The 13,752-nt window shown below is 67.4% G+C and carries 13 protein-coding genes; 8 read left to right on the top strand and 5 right to left on the bottom strand.

Annotated features, from left to right (window positions below; translation table 11 throughout):
- Nucleotides 1–177: 177 nt before the first annotated feature.
- Nucleotides 178–2,016 carry a flavin-containing monooxygenase gene (locus tag OK17_RS17890; RefSeq protein WP_461418258.1) on the bottom strand — a complete coding sequence of 613 codons (1,839 nt, stop codon included), beginning with the start codon at nt 2,014–2,016 and terminating at the stop codon, nt 178–180.
- A gap of 164 nt (nt 2,017–2,180) precedes the next feature.
- On the opposite strand from OK17_RS17890, the gene OK17_RS17885 reads away from it, so the two are divergent.
- Complete coding sequence (locus OK17_RS17885) at nt 2,181–3,416, top strand: helix-turn-helix domain-containing protein (RefSeq protein WP_461418257.1); 1,236 nt, start codon at nt 2,181–2,183, stop codon at nt 3,414–3,416.
- 116 nt (nt 3,417–3,532) lie between these two features.
- Here the strand turns inward: OK17_RS17885 and OK17_RS17880 are convergent, their stop codons facing one another.
- Both OK17_RS17880 and OK17_RS17875 read right to left on the bottom strand, forming a co-directional pair.
- Nucleotides 3,533–4,219, bottom strand: coding sequence for a response regulator (locus OK17_RS17880; protein WP_461418256.1), 687 nt, complete (start codon nt 4,217–4,219; stop codon nt 3,533–3,535).
- Nucleotides 4,216–5,385, bottom strand: a complete 1,170-nt coding sequence (locus OK17_RS17875; RefSeq protein WP_461418255.1) for a sensor histidine kinase — start codon at nt 5,383–5,385, stop codon at nt 4,216–4,218. The genes OK17_RS17880 and OK17_RS17875 overlap by 4 nt, the downstream gene beginning before the upstream one ends.
- A gap of 165 nt (nt 5,386–5,550) precedes the next feature.
- Between OK17_RS17875 and OK17_RS17870 the strand changes: the two genes are divergently transcribed.
- From OK17_RS17870 to OK17_RS17850, 5 genes are all read left to right on the top strand, one after another.
- Nucleotides 5,551–6,156 (top strand): universal stress protein, encoded by a 606-nt coding sequence (locus OK17_RS17870; RefSeq protein ID WP_461418254.1) that lies wholly within the window; start codon nt 5,551–5,553, stop codon nt 6,154–6,156.
- Nucleotides 6,157–6,176: 20 nt separating this feature from the next.
- Entirely contained in the window at nt 6,177–6,788 is a 612-nt protein-coding gene (locus OK17_RS17865; protein ID WP_461418253.1) for an MSMEG_1061 family FMN-dependent PPOX-type flavoprotein, read from the top strand.
- A gap of 151 nt (nt 6,789–6,939) precedes the next feature.
- On the top strand, nt 6,940–8,820 hold the full coding sequence (locus OK17_RS17860) for a propionyl-CoA synthetase (RefSeq protein WP_461418252.1): 1,881 nt from the start codon (nt 6,940–6,942) through the stop codon (nt 8,818–8,820).
- Nucleotides 8,821–8,879: 59 nt separating this feature from the next.
- The gene (locus OK17_RS17855; protein ID WP_461418251.1) at nt 8,880–9,359 is read left to right on the top strand and encodes a fluoride efflux transporter FluC; all 480 of its coding nucleotides are present in this window, start codon (nt 8,880–8,882) and stop codon (nt 9,357–9,359) included.
- Entirely contained in the window at nt 9,356–9,724 is a 369-nt protein-coding gene (locus tag OK17_RS17850) for a fluoride efflux transporter FluC (protein ID WP_461418250.1), read from the top strand. The genes OK17_RS17855 and OK17_RS17850 overlap by 4 nt, the downstream gene beginning before the upstream one ends.
- A gap of 78 nt (nt 9,725–9,802) precedes the next feature.
- Here the strand turns inward: OK17_RS17850 and OK17_RS17845 are convergent, their stop codons facing one another.
- Both OK17_RS17845 and OK17_RS17840 read right to left on the bottom strand, forming a co-directional pair.
- Nucleotides 9,803–11,026 (bottom strand): acyl-CoA dehydrogenase family protein, encoded by a 1,224-nt coding sequence (locus tag OK17_RS17845; RefSeq protein WP_006865488.1) that lies wholly within the window; start codon nt 11,024–11,026, stop codon nt 9,803–9,805.
- A 27-nt stretch (nt 11,027–11,053) separates the two neighbouring features.
- Complete coding sequence (locus tag OK17_RS17840; RefSeq protein WP_461418249.1) at nt 11,054–12,421, bottom strand: acyl-CoA dehydrogenase family protein; 1,368 nt, start codon at nt 12,419–12,421, stop codon at nt 11,054–11,056.
- Nucleotides 12,422–12,582: 161 nt separating this feature from the next.
- Here OK17_RS17840 and OK17_RS17835 point away from each other — a divergent pair, with 161 nt between their 5' ends.
- Together OK17_RS17835 and OK17_RS17830 are read left to right on the top strand one after the other, a co-directional pair.
- Nucleotides 12,583–13,041, top strand: coding sequence for a DUF2752 domain-containing protein (locus OK17_RS17835; protein WP_461418248.1), 459 nt, complete (start codon nt 12,583–12,585; stop codon nt 13,039–13,041).
- An 18-nt stretch (nt 13,042–13,059) separates the two neighbouring features.
- Nucleotides 13,060–13,719, top strand: a complete 660-nt coding sequence (locus OK17_RS17830; protein WP_461418247.1) for an MBL fold metallo-hydrolase — start codon at nt 13,060–13,062, stop codon at nt 13,717–13,719.
- The last annotated feature ends 33 nt before the right edge of the window (nt 13,720–13,752 follow it).

Below are 13,752 nucleotides of genomic sequence, written 5' to 3'. Positions count from 1 at the left end.
TCAGTTCGTGTAGGGCCACAATGCATTCCACGGGTGGCCCTGGCGGGGCGAGGATGTAGAAACACTGCGCTTATAGCGCGCATATCTTCTACGAAATCCCGGCGCCGGCCGGCCCACCACAGATCATGAAAATGCCCCGCGACCTCCCGGCCGCGGGGCATTCGTCGTCTTACGTACTCAGCTGAGGTGATGGACCTCGGCCAGTCCATAGACAGGGGTGTCCAGACCCTCGTACCGGGCCTTCAGCTGGAGAGCCAGGTAGAGCGAGTAGTGGCGGGACTGATGCAGGTTGCCGCCGTGGAACCAGAGTCCCGGCTGCTGCGTCGGCTTCCACATGTTGCGCTGTTCGCCCTCCCACGGGCCCGGGTCCTTCGTGGTGTCCGACCCGAGTCCCCAGACCTTGCCGACGCGGTCGGCGACGTCCTGTCCCATCAGGTCAGCAGCCCATCCGTTCATCGATCCGAATCCCGTTGCGTAGACGACGACGTCGGCCTCGAGCTCGGTCCCGTCGGCCAGAACGACCGAGTTCTCGGTGAGGTGATCCAGCTGCCCCTGCACGAGCTTGATGGTTCCGTTGGCGATGAGCTCACTGGCGCCGACGTCGATGTAGTAACCCGAGCCGCGTCGTAGGTACTTCATGAACAGGCCCGAGTCGTCGTCGCCGAAGTCGAGCTTGAAGCCGGCGGCCTCCAGACGGTCGTAGAACTCTTTGTCCTGTTCGCGGATCTGGTTGTACACCGGCACCTGGAACTCGTGCATGATCCGGTAGGGCAGTGAGGCGAAGGTGAGATCGGCCTTCTTGGTCGTCATGCCCGAGGCGACGGCCTCCTCGCTGTAGAGACCACCGAGGGCGATCGAGCGCAGCGAATCGGACTTCACGATGTGCGTCGAGGAGCGCTGCACCATCGTGGCGTCGACGCCGTTGTCGACGAGCGCCTTGCAGATGTCGTGGGCCGAGTTGTTCGACCCGATCACGACGACCTTCTTGCCGGCGTAGGAGTCGGGACCCGGGTGCTGGCTGGAGTGGTGCTGCTCGCCGGCGAAGATGTCCTGACCCGGAACCGTCGGTATCGAGGGCTTTCCGGACATACCCGTGGCGAGCACGAGCTGGGTCGGGTGAAGCGTCAGTCGCTCGCCGTCGCGGTCGAGTTCGACGGTCCACTGTTTCTGCTCCTCGTCGTAGTTCGCCGAGAGACAGGTGGTCTTGCTCCAGTAGGGGACCTCCATGACCTTGGTGTAGAACTCGAGCCAGTCGCCGATCTTGTCCTTGGGGGCGAACACCGGCCAGTTCTCCGGGAAGGGGAGGTAAGGGAGGTGGTCGTACCAGACCGGGTCGTGCAGGCACAGCGACTTGTACCGCTTGCGCCACTGGTCGCCGGGACGGTCGTGACGGTCCACGACGATTGACGGCACCCCGAGCTGACGGAGGCGTGCTCCGAGCGCTATGCCACCCTGTCCGCCGCCGATGACGAGGACGTAGGGCTGCGCGGTCCGACCGAGTTCGCGTTCCTCGTCGGCCTTCTTCTCCGCCCACGAGCGGGTGTCCGGATCGGAGCCGTGCACGGCACCGAGCACGCGGGTGGGGCCGCGGTTCTCCTCGTAGCCCTTCAGCTCCTGCATCGTGGTGAGGAGTGTCCACGCGCGGTCGATGCCGTCGGCGTCCGGGCGGATGCGTACATGCCCCTCGCAGCGTCCGACAGCGGTCTCGAACGATAGGAAAGCCGACGCCACGCCGTCACCGTCGTCGGTGGCGGGCTCCGTCGTCGCGAAGCCTGCGGGGCGGGTGTCGGCCAGACGTGCGGTCAGCATGTCGCTGATCTGCTCGTGCCCCTCGACCGTCTTGATGTTCCAGGTGAAGGCCGTGAGATCGCGCCAGTAGCTGTCGGTGAGGAACGCACTTGTCGCACGCCCGACATCCAGCGCGGCCAGTGCAGCTTCGAACTCGGCCAGCCACGCGTCGACGCGCTGCTGTGGGGTGCGGCCGGTGCTGACAACCGGCTCCATCGTCTGGGTCATCGTCTCTCCTCGTGCAGTTCGGGGGTGGCCGCCGATAGTGACGCGGGCCACAGTCTTGCTGAGGACAGCAGACGCCCCGTGTGCCCGCCGCGGCAAGGGTTGCAGTCCGTTGCGACCTGACCCCTCGTTGCACCGGTTCTGTGATGAGGCGCACAATCGTCGTGATGACGATTTCCGACCATGTCTCCGCTCTGGAGCCTGCCGTTCAGGCGGGCGACGATCCGCGGGAGTTCGCCCACGTCCTGAGCGCCGTCCATGACGCGGCGATGTCGGGTGGGCGGATGCCGGCTCGTCCACGGGCGGTCATCGACGACTCATGGCAGCGGCTTCGCAGGGCAGGACTCTCTCCGGACGCCGACACCGCGGTCGAGCGGGGCCTCGATTTCGAGGAACTCGAAGAGCGGCGACGCCAGTCGGGACTGCTCGAGGTCGTCGACGAACTCGCGCGCAGCCTGGACTCCCTCATCGCCGACGGGGACAACATCCTGGTCATCGCCGATGCGCGGGGTCACGTGCTGTGGCGTAGCGGGTCGTCGAAGGTGCTGCACCGTGCCGATCAGCTGGGGTTCATCGAGGGCGCCGACTGGGCCGAGGGATCGGTGGGCACCAACGCGATCGGCACCGCTCTGATGTCCGGTAGGTCGATCCAGGTGTTTTCGGCCGAGCATTTCGTCCGGAGTCATCATTCGTGGACGTGCACCGGCGCACCGATCAAGGACCCGCGGACCGGGGACGTGCTGGGCGTCGTCGACGTCAGCGGTCCGGCTGCGACGATCCACCCGACCACGCTGGCTCTCGTTCACGCGGTGGCCCGATTGGCGGAGTCGCAGCTGCGGGAACAGCATCACCGACGGCTCGACTCCCTCCGCGCGGTCGCCGCACCGATCCTCGCCCGCTCGCCGGGGCCGGCTCTGGCCGTGGACGTGGACGGCTGGGTCGCGGCTGTCGACGCGGTGTCTCCGCGATCGCGGCTGCTGCTGCCACGCGGCGTCGGACCGGGCCGATCCTTCTTCGGTGCACTCGGCGAATGTGACGTCGAGGCGCTACCTGGTGGCTGGCTCGTGCGCGTGGCCGATGCCGCGGATGCGTCGACGACGCGGGTCTCGATGCGCACGGTGATGACCGCTGCCGGAGGAGAGTGCGTCGAGGTCTCGGTCGAGGGAGCCAGCGGCGGCTGGACCCACCGGTGTTCGCCCCGCCACGGCGACATCCTCACCTATCTCGCCCGACACCGCAGCGGGGTCACCGCGGCGCAGATGTCGACCCACCTCTTCGGCGTCGACGACCGGACGGTGACCGTCCGCGCTGAGATGTCGAGGCTGCGCAAGCGTTTCGGTGGCCTGTTGATGACGGGACCGTACCGTTTCGCCGACGGCGTCGAGGTTCGTCTGGCCGCCTGACAACCACTCCTTGAAAACACCCCTGAGATCGACCCGCGGTAGCGGGGCGTCGGACATATCGTCGTCGACGGCCCTGTTGAGGGTGCAATTCAGGGGCGGATTCCAACGGCGTCTGGTCAGTCGTACTCCGCCAGGACCAGCCCCCGGTCGTAGGCGTAGACGATCGCCGCGGCGCGGTCTCGCAGGTCGAGCTTGGTGAAGATGTGGTTCACGTGAGTCTTCACCGTCACCTGCGAGATACCCAGGGCCGAACCGATTTCCGCGTTTGTGAGACCGCGAGCGATCAGACGGAGGACGTCGGTCTCGCGGTAGGTCAGATCCGGCGCGGTCGAGGTCTGTTCGCGCCCGGCCCGCCGGAAGCCGTTCAGGACACGTTCGGTGACGGCGGGGTCGAGGAAGGCGCCGTCGCGGACCACGGCCCGGACCGCCCAGATCAAGGCCTCCGCAGGCGAATCCTTCAGGATGAAACCGGCGGCGCCCGCCCTCAGTGCGCCGGACAACAGCTCGTCGTCGTCGAAGGTGGTCAGGATCAACACGGGCGGGGGTTCCCGGAGTGTCCGCAGCATCGTCGTGGCGGTGATGCCGTCGATGTTCCGCATGCGCAGGTCCATCACCACGATGTCCGGGTGGTGCTCGGCGACCGCCGCGAGAACTTCGGAGCCGTCGGCACATTCGCCGACGATGTCGAAACCGTCACGGAGCCGCAGGATGCGCCGGAGTCCGGTGCGGATCAGTTCCTGGTCGTCGACCAGCAGGACTCGGATCGGATCGGCGCCGATGTCGGTGGGCCCGGTGGCGGTCATACGCCGAGCCCGTCGGTCATGACCCGGGTCGGTAGCGAGGCCTGAACCGTCCAGGTTCCGTCGTCGTGGCGGGTCTCGAGGGTGCCGCCGAGCAGGGCGGCCCGTTGCGTCATGCCGTCGATCCCGGCGCCGTCGCGATCTCTCGCCGGTCCGCCGAGGTGCGGGTTCTCGATCGCTATCCCTACCGAGTCACCCACGGTGACATTCACCGTGGCCGGGTTGGCAGTCGAGTGTTTGACGACGTTGGCGAGAGATTCCTGTGTGATCCGGTACAGCGCAGCGGCGACCGGATCGGGGAGCGAGGCGAGGTCGCCGTCGAGGCGATAGGAGACGTGAATGCCCGCCTTCCGGTAGTCGTCGATCAGTGCGGCGAGATCGCGGTCGCCGGCCGGTGTCGTGGGCGGTTGCTTCTCGTTGGCGCCGAGCACGTGCACGATGTTCCGGATCTCGGACATGGCCTGGCGGCCCTGGCGTTCGGCGTCGGTCAGTGCGTCGATCGCCTCGTCGACGTCGCGATCCTGTTCCAGGGCTCGCCGCGCGCCGGTGACGTTGAGCATGGTGATCGACAACGAATGCGCGATGACGTCGTGGATCTCCCGGGCGATGCGGCGCCGTTCATCGCTGGCGGCGCGATCGGCACGCTCACGAAGAACGCGGGCGCGGTTGTCGGACAGACGTTTCTGGATCAGCACCATGTATCCGATCAGCCAACCGCAGGCGACGCCCAGCGCGTGCAACGCGGGGGACCCGAGCCCACCGAAGATGCCGAACGCCACGACCAACGCGACGCACAACACCGCGACGCGGATTCCGGTGCGCAGCGAATACATCGCTGCACCGATGGCCGCCGTGAGGATCAACTGCAGGGGCGCGGCATCGTTGGGTACCGGCACCATCAGGAAACACAGAGTGCTCGCCAGCACCGTGAAGCAGACGTAGGACGACGGCGGCATGCTGAGATCGAGCGCGAGTGTCACGCACGCGAGCACGAGCCCGGCGATCACCCAACCGAGATGCTCGAACGGGTATCGCTGGGCGACCGAGATCACCGTGACGGCCACGCTCGCCGACAGGATGACCGCCGGGTACAGCGGCGGGTAGTCCCCGCCGGCCCGTTCGACCCGACGCCGCAGCTCGGCGCCGAGAGCTGCTGTGAAGCTCGTCACCGTTCCGGGATAGGTCTGCAGCCCGTCGCCACCTCCGCCCGTCGATGGATTCCGTTCTCCACCCACGGGTGGAGAACGGTTCATCCCGCGGCATGGCGAATCGGAGCCGGCGTCTTCATAGCGTTGTGAGCAGCACGTTTCCACCATCAGAGAGAGGACGGGACGATGATGCTGCTCCCAGGAAGCAACGGCTCGCGATGGGTCGCGTCGCCCGCTGCATCGGAACCACAGGGGCTGTCCACGCGGCGGCCGGTGCTCGTCGGGATCTCCGGCAGCGAGGCGTCGCGCCGGGCCCTGAAGGCCGCGGTGAAGGCGACCGGCGGGACATCTGACGTCATCTTGGTCTGCGCCACACGACGCAGCCGGCATGAGCAGGCCCCGACCGCACTCCACGATGCGCTCAAGGACGAGTCGTATCTGCTCACCGGGCAGGCGACGATCGCCGAGCAACTGCGGACCGCACGCGAACTGGCGACCTGGCTCGGTGCCCGGTCGGTGGTCACCCACACCGGCTTCGGAGATCCGGTAACCGTGTTGGAACACGCCGCCGACCGCTTCGGTGCCAGAACGGTCGTGCTCGGCACGGCGGGTGGGCGGCCCGGGTGGATGGCGCGAGCGCTCGCGCGACGCCTCGACGACGGGGTGGGTCTCGTCGTCACCGACGGGGTGACCCATCACCGCCGCCGGGCCGCCACGCGTGCGGCAGCAGAGCGAACCGTCCGTCGAGCGTCGGGCTGGGTTGTGCCGCAACGAGGCGTCGCCGTGCACTGACTGCGTGACAGGATGTGCTCATGCACATCACCGATGAGGCGCGTCTTCGGGAGATCGTCGGGGATCCGACCGATCTGGTCCGGAACAAGGTGAAGTCGACCCTGTCGGAGATCCACCGGGAATGGCTCGCCGAATCGCCGATGGTCTTTCTGGCGACCTCGGACGAACACGGTCGGATCGATGTGTCTCCCAAGGGCGATCCGCGAGGAAAGGTCGTCCACGTCGTCGACGACTCGCGTATCGCCATCCCCGAGCGACCGGGTAACAGGCGGATCGACGGGTACCTCAACATTCTCCGGAATCCCTACGGGGGCACGGCCTTCGTGATCCCCGGGCGCGGAGACACGCTGCGGGTCAACGGCCCGGCCCGCATCGTCGACGACGGCGACTACTTCGACGACCTGGCGGTCAAAGGCAAGCGGCCGATCCTCGCGGTGGAGATCGATGTCGACGAGGTCTTTTTCCACTGTGCCAAGGCGTTCCTGCGATCGGACCTGTGGAAGCCGGAGAGCTGGACCCCCGACGTGCTGCCTTCTGCTGCGGCGATCACGAAACAGGTGATGCCGGAGGTCGACGAGGCCGCGCTGGAGAAGCGGTACACGGAGGAGAACTTCCGCAAGATCCTGTACTAGCCCTCCGGCGGCGACCGTTCGTCGCGCGTGGGCGACCGGTCGGCGCAGGTCAGGCGATCCGATTTGGTGTCCGACGTCACACCGATACGCTCTAGGGGCGGCGTGACACGTGAGGGTGTCCCGCCATGAGCGCGCGGACGAAAGGATGGCCATGGGCCAGTACAGCGAAGCATTCACGCAGGCCGTCGACGATCGTGAAGGTTTCTGGCTCGAGGCTGCGAAGGCCGTCGACTGGACCACCGAACCCACCCGCGCCCTTGACGACTCGGCCGCGCCGTTCTACCGCTGGTTCCCCGGCGGCGAGCTGAACACCTCGTACAACGCCCTCGACCGCCACGTCGCGGCCGGCCAGGGCGACCGCACGGCCCTCATCTGGGACTCGGCGATGGTCGGCGAGGTTCGCCGCTACACCTACGCCGAACTACTGGACGAGGTGTCCCGCTTCGCGGGCGTCCTCGCGGCCCGCGGCATCACCGCCGGCGATCGCGTCGTCATCTACATGCCGATGATCCCGGAGGCCGCCATCGCGATGCTGGCCTGCGCGCGGATCGGTGCCGTGCACTCGGTGGTCTTCGGCGGCTTCGCCGCACCCGAGCTCGCCACGCGCATCGACGATGCCGAACCGGTCGCGATCGTCACCGCGTCCGGTGGTCTCGAGCCGGGTCGTGCGGTCGAGTACCTGCCGATGGTGGCCAAGGCGATCGAACTGTCGGCCGACGCGCCGCAGACCGTGATCGTCAAGGATCGTCCGGAGATCGCCGGTTCCGCTGCCGATCACGACGGCTGGCTGGATTGGGATGCGGCGATGGCCGACGCGTACGCCGCCGATCCGGTACCGGTTGCCGCGACCGATCCGCTCTACATCCTCTACACCTCCGGCACCACCGGTAAGCCCAAGGGCGTGGTCCGCGACAATGGTGGCCATGCCGTCGCACTGACCTGGTCGATGAAGAACATCTACGACATCTCCGCGGGCGACGTCTGGTGGACGGCCTCCGACGTCGGCTGGGTCGTGGGCCACTCCTACATCGTCTACGCGCCGCTGTTCGTCGGTGCGACGACCGTGATGTACGAGGGCAAGCCGGTCGGAACCCCGGACGCAGGCGCCTTCTGGCGGGTCATCTCCGACCACGGCGTCAAGGCGCTCTTCACCGCACCGACCGCGATCCGCGCCGTACGCAAAGCCGACCCGAACGCCGAGGAGCTGGCGAAGTACGACGTGTCGTCCCTACAGACGCTGTTCGCCGCAGGCGAGCGACTCGACCCCGACACCTTCACCTGGGCGTCGAACACCCTCAACGTCCCGGTCGTCGACCACTGGTGGCAGACCGAGACCGGCTGGGCGATCGCGGCGAATCTCCGTGGCCTGGAACCGATGCCGATCAAGGCAGGTTCGCCCACCGTGCCGGTACCAGGTTATGCCGTGGGCGTCGTCGATGCCGAGGGCAAGCCGGTGGCAGCCGGGGAAGAGGGCAGCATCGTCATCGAGCTGCCGCTGCCGCCGGGGACACTCGCCGGCCTGTGGCGCGACGAGGACCGCTACCGCAAGTCCTATCTGGCCGCCTTCGACGGTTACTACCTCACCGGCGACTCCGGTTACGTCGACGAAGACGGCTACGTGTTCGTCCTCGGTCGCTCCGACGACGTGATCAACGTTGCCGGACACCGCCTTTCGACCGGAAGCATCGAAGCTGTGGTGGCGTCGCACCCGGCCGTCGCCGAGTGCGCGGTCATCGGCATCCACGACGACCTGAAGGGTCAGCGGCCCAGCGGATATGTGGTGCTGAAGTCCGGCGTCGACATCGAGGCCGACACGTTGCGCAGCGAACTCGTGGCCAAGGTGCGCGAGGAGATCGGCGCGGTCGCGACCTTCCGCGACGTGACCGTGGTGCCCGCGCTGCCGAAGACACGGTCGGGCAAGATCCTGCGCAAGACGATGCGCCAGATCGCCGATCACGAGGAATACACGGTTCCGTCGACCATCGAGGACCCGGACGTGCTGACCGCGCTCGCAGAACAGCTGAAGCGCTGACCCGATCGGGTGTGGCGGGTCGCCTTGTCCACGACCTGTAGGTGGCGGAGACTTGCCGGGTGCACTCAGAAGAGCACGGCCCGGACACGCACGGCGAACTCCCCGTCGACCCTGACGAACGTCCGCTGCACCTACGTGTGCACGCCCTGGCGTGGGTGTTCACGGGCGGGCTGATCGGTACGGGCGTTCGGTACTGGGCGGAGGAGACCTTTCCCTCCGCTGAGGGGCACTGGCCGTGGGCGACCTTCGCGGTCAACATCATCGGTGCGTTCGTTCTCGGTGCGCTCCTCGAACTGCTCGCCCGACTCGGGCACGACGAGGGATGGCGTCAGCGGGTGCGGCTGTTCGGCGGCACCGGCATCTGCGGAGCGCTGACGACCTACAGCACTCTCGCGCTGGAGATCTCGGAGCTGACACGGGCCTCGGCGGTCACGACCGCACTCGCGTATGCGGCGGCCAGCGTCGTGCTCGGTCTACTGGCCGCCGGCAGCGGGATCCTGCTGGCCGCCAAGGTGACGAAGGTTCGGGGCGACCGATGATCGCGCTGGCCGTCATGGTGGCGGGAGCACTGGGCGCGGTGACGCGCTTCGTCGTCGACGGCGCAGTCAGGTGGAAGTGGCCGACCATCACCCCGTGGGGCACCTTCGTCATCAACGTGAGCGGTTCGGCGCTGCTCGGCGTACTCGCCGGCCTCGTGCTCTTCCACGGTGCGCCGCACGAACTGCAGGCGATCATCGGGACCGGATTCTGCGGTGGCTACACCACTTTCAGTACCGCGAGCTTCGAGGTCGTCCGACTGGCGGAGAACAGGCAGCGGCTGGTCGCCGGCGCGTACGCGGTTCTCACCCTGCTCGTCTCGGCCGCCGCGTGCGCAGCGGGTATGGCCGTGGTCTGGGCGCTCTGAACTCCCCGCGTCGTCAACGCAATTCGGCCCCGCCGTCCTCGATGAGGTGGCGGGGCCGAATGCTGTTGTGTCAGGCGCTCACTTGAGCTCGGCGCTGCTCTTGTTGAGCACGCGGCGGGCGATGATGAGGTTCTGGATCTGCTGGGTGCCCTCGAAGATGTCCAGGATCTTCGAGTCGCGCGCCCACTTCTCCACCAGCAGGCGCTCGGAGTAGCCGAGCGTGCCGGTCAGCTCGACCACCTTGTTGGTGATGTCGGTGACGGTGCGGCCGGCCTTGGCCTTCGACATCGACGCCTCGGTCGAGTTGGGCTGCTTGTTGTCGGCCATCCACGCAGCACGCATCGTGTGCAGGTAGGCGGCCTCGAAATCGGCTTCCATACGGAGGAACTCGGCGGCTGCGGCGTGCTGGTCGGCGGCCGGGCGGTCGTAGTCGACCTCGATGCCGGCCTCATCGAGGATGCGACGGAGTTCCTCGAGGGCCGCACGCGCGACACCCACGGCCATACCCGCGACGAGGGGGCGCGTGTTGTCGAAGGTCTGCATGACCCCGCCGAACCCCTTCTTGGTGTCGACCTCGGGGGAGCCGAGCAGGTTCTCCTTGGGGATGCGGCAGTTCTCGAAGCGGATGACTGCGGTGTCGGAGACGCGGATGCCCAGCTTGTGTTCCAGGCGAACGACTTCCACTCCGGGATGCTCACGCGGGACCACGAAGCTCTTGATGGCGGCACGGCCGAGGCTCTTGTCGACGGTGGCCCACACGACGATGTGGGTGGCGCGCGAGCCGGCGGTCACGAAGATCTTCTCGCCGTTGATGACGTACTCGTCGCCGTCGAGCGTCGCGGTGGTGCTCACCGCGGCCGAGTCGGAGCCGAAGCTGGGTTCGGTGATGGCCATCGCGGCCCACACCTTGCCGAACTGTTCGAGCTGCTCGTCGGTGGCGACCGCGGCGATCGCCGAGTTGCCCAGGCCCTGATAGGGGATGGACAGCATGAGGCCGACGTCGCCCCACGAAGTCTCCATGACGTTCACGACGGACTGCATGTTGCCGCCGTTGACGACCTGGCCCTCAGCCTTGGGTTTGGCCTTCTTCTGCTGGCTGCGACCGCCGTCGGCGCCCGCGCCGGCCTGGCCGGTCTCCGAGAGGCCGTCGTAGAGGCTGGCCAGGGTGTCGAGCTCGACCGGGTAATCGTGTTCGCGCAGATCGTATTTGCGCGAGATGGGCCGGAAGATCTCCGCCGCCGCCTGATGTGCCTGATCGATGGTGACGTGCAGCTTCTTCGGGAGTTCGAGATTGATGCTCATGTCAGATTCCTTGGGTCAGGAGACGGTCTAGAGGACGACGATGCCTTCGCCGATACCCGCGCCACGCAGGTCGCGGTACCAGCGCTCGACCGGGTGCTCCTTGGTGAAGCCGTGGCCGCCGAGGAGCTGGACGCCGTCGAGGCCGATCTGCAGGCCCTTGTCGATGGTGAGTTTGCGGGCGAGGGCGGCTTCGCGGGCGAAGCTCAGGCCCTGCTCGGCGCGGGCGGCGCCACGCAGCGTGACCAGTCGGATCGAGTCGACCTCGGTGGCCATGTTCGCGACCATGAACGCCACCGCCTGGCGGTTGGAGATCGGCTCGCCGAAGGCCTCGCGCTCGTTGACGTAGGGGATGACGTAGTCGAGGACGGCGCGCGCGGTGCCGGCGGCCAATGCCGACCAGCCCAGACGGGACAGGCGCACGACGTCGCGGTACGCGGCGTAGGCGGCATCGCCCTCGCCGGCGATCAGCGCCGACTCCGGAACCGCGACGTCCTGCAGGAGCAGGCGACCCATACCGGCGGCGCGGACGCCCATGCCGGGATCGGCCTCGACGATGAGGCCCTTGGAGTCCGATTCGACGAGGAACAGGGCGGGCTTGCCGTCGAGCTGCGCGCCGACGACGAACAGCTCCGACGACCCGGCGGCCGGGACGAACGACTTCACACCGTTCAGGCGGTAACCGCTGGGCACGCGGGTCGCCTTGGTGCTCAACGAGAATGCGTCGAACAGCGGCTTCGGTTCGGCGATGACGACGGCCGACTGCGGCACGTTCTCGCCGGCGAAATCGGGCAGGTAGGTGCGCTGCTGGGCGTCGGTGCCGAAGTTGGTGAGGGTGGTGGCGACGCCGCTCGGTGCGAGCAGCGGCAGAGCCAGACCCATGTCGCCATAGGCCATCGCCTCGGCGACGAGTGCGTTGGTGACCACGCCACGCTCGGTGGCCGCGCCGTCGAAGTCCTCGGGCACGTTGATCATCGTGATGCCCAGTTCGGCCGAGCGCTTGACGATGTCCTCGGGCGCGGTGGCCGCGGCGTCGGCGTCGTAGGCGGCGGGGCGCAGGATCTCCGTCGCGAAGTCCTTCACCGTCTCCGCGATCATCTGCTGCTCGTCGTCGGGCGTGAGGTTGAAGTAGTCCTTGGGTGCGGTGGTCAGCCGCTTGGCGTCGCCCGAACCGCCCTGAACGGCCTTGAACGCGCGGTTCGCCGCACCGAGGGTCTGGAACCCGGTCTTGGTGGCCTGGTAGGCGACGCGGTTGATGGGCTCGCGGATCTTGTACTTGTCGGCGAACTCCGAACCCGTCACCGTCGACAGCACACGCATCGCGGTGCCGATGAAGTTGCGGGGATGCGGATTTCGGCCGACTGCGGAGGTGTCGCGCGGTTCGGTGTGAGTAGTCATGATCACCAGCCGTTTCTTCGGAGTAGCCCCGGTCGGGGACTCTGCACAGGTTTTTGCGGACCGATCTTACTCGGTAGTAAGTCCAGACCTTACTCTGTAGTAAGAAGTTTGTCACCTACTCGTCCGACGCCGTCACACCGCCTGCGCGCTAGGCTGGCCGGGTGACCGTGGACGCCCGCTCCGACCTGCGCTTATCGTCGACTGGCGCACTGGGCGCGGCGGTCGTCGGACTGGCCGGCGCCGCGGCTGTCGGAGCCGCCTGCGCGTTCACGCCCGCGGGTATCGCCGACGGTCCGGGAATCTGCCCGTTCGCGATGATGACGGGCCTGCCGTGCCCGGGGTGTGGGCTCACCCGCAGCTGGGTGGCGTTCATGCACGGCGACGTCGGGGCGTCGTTCCGCTTCAACGTCTTCGGCCCGATCCTGCTCGTCCTGACGATCGTCACCGTCGTCTTCGCGGTCGCAACCCTGGTGCGGCGGAGGCGTTCTCCGCTCGAGGGCTGGCGCGACGTCGTGCTGGGTCGTGCCGGCGCCGTCCTCTTGGGGGCGTGGCTGACCTACGGACTGGTGCGCATCGTCGACGCCGCGGCGGGCTGGGGGATCTTCCCGATCGTGGTGTGAAGAAGGCAGAGTGGATGCATGCAGATCACCCACTTCGGCCATTCCTGTCTGCTCGTCGAGATCGACGGGACCAAGGTGCTCTTCGATCCGGGCAACTTCTCGCACGGCTTCGAGGGCATCAGCGGTCTCGACGCCATCCTGATCACCCATCAGCACCCCGACCATTGCGACGTTGCCAGGCTGCCCGACCTCGTCGCGGCCAACCCCGACGCCGTCCTCTACGCCGACCCGCAGACCACCGCGCAGCTCAACGGCGACGACGTGGCCGGCGCCTGGACTGCGGCCCGCGGAGGTGACCAGATCGAGATCGGTTCGCTCACCGCACGATTCACCGGCGGCCGGCATGCGGTCATCCATCCGGAGATCCCGGTCATCGACAACGTCGCCTACATCTTGGGCACCGCCGAGAAGCCGGGACAGTTCATGCATCCGGGCGACTCGTTCTACATCCCCTTCGAACACGTTGACGTCCTCGCACTGCCCTCGGCGGCGCCGTGGATGAAACTCAGCGAATCCGTCGACTACCTCCGCGCGATGGCGCCGCGGGTCGCGGTCCCGATCCACCAGGCGGTCTTGTCCGACGCGGGGTCGGCCGTCCACTACGCCCGGCTGTCGGACATGAAGGACGACGCGACCGAGTTCAAGGTGCTCGACGAGGAGAGCGGTACGGAATTGTAGGTCGGCTCACCAGCCCTTCGAGGCTCGTCGCTA

This window comes from Gordonia sp. GN26, assembly GCF_054823965.1.
This window is presented reverse-complemented; position numbering and strand designations above follow the sequence as displayed.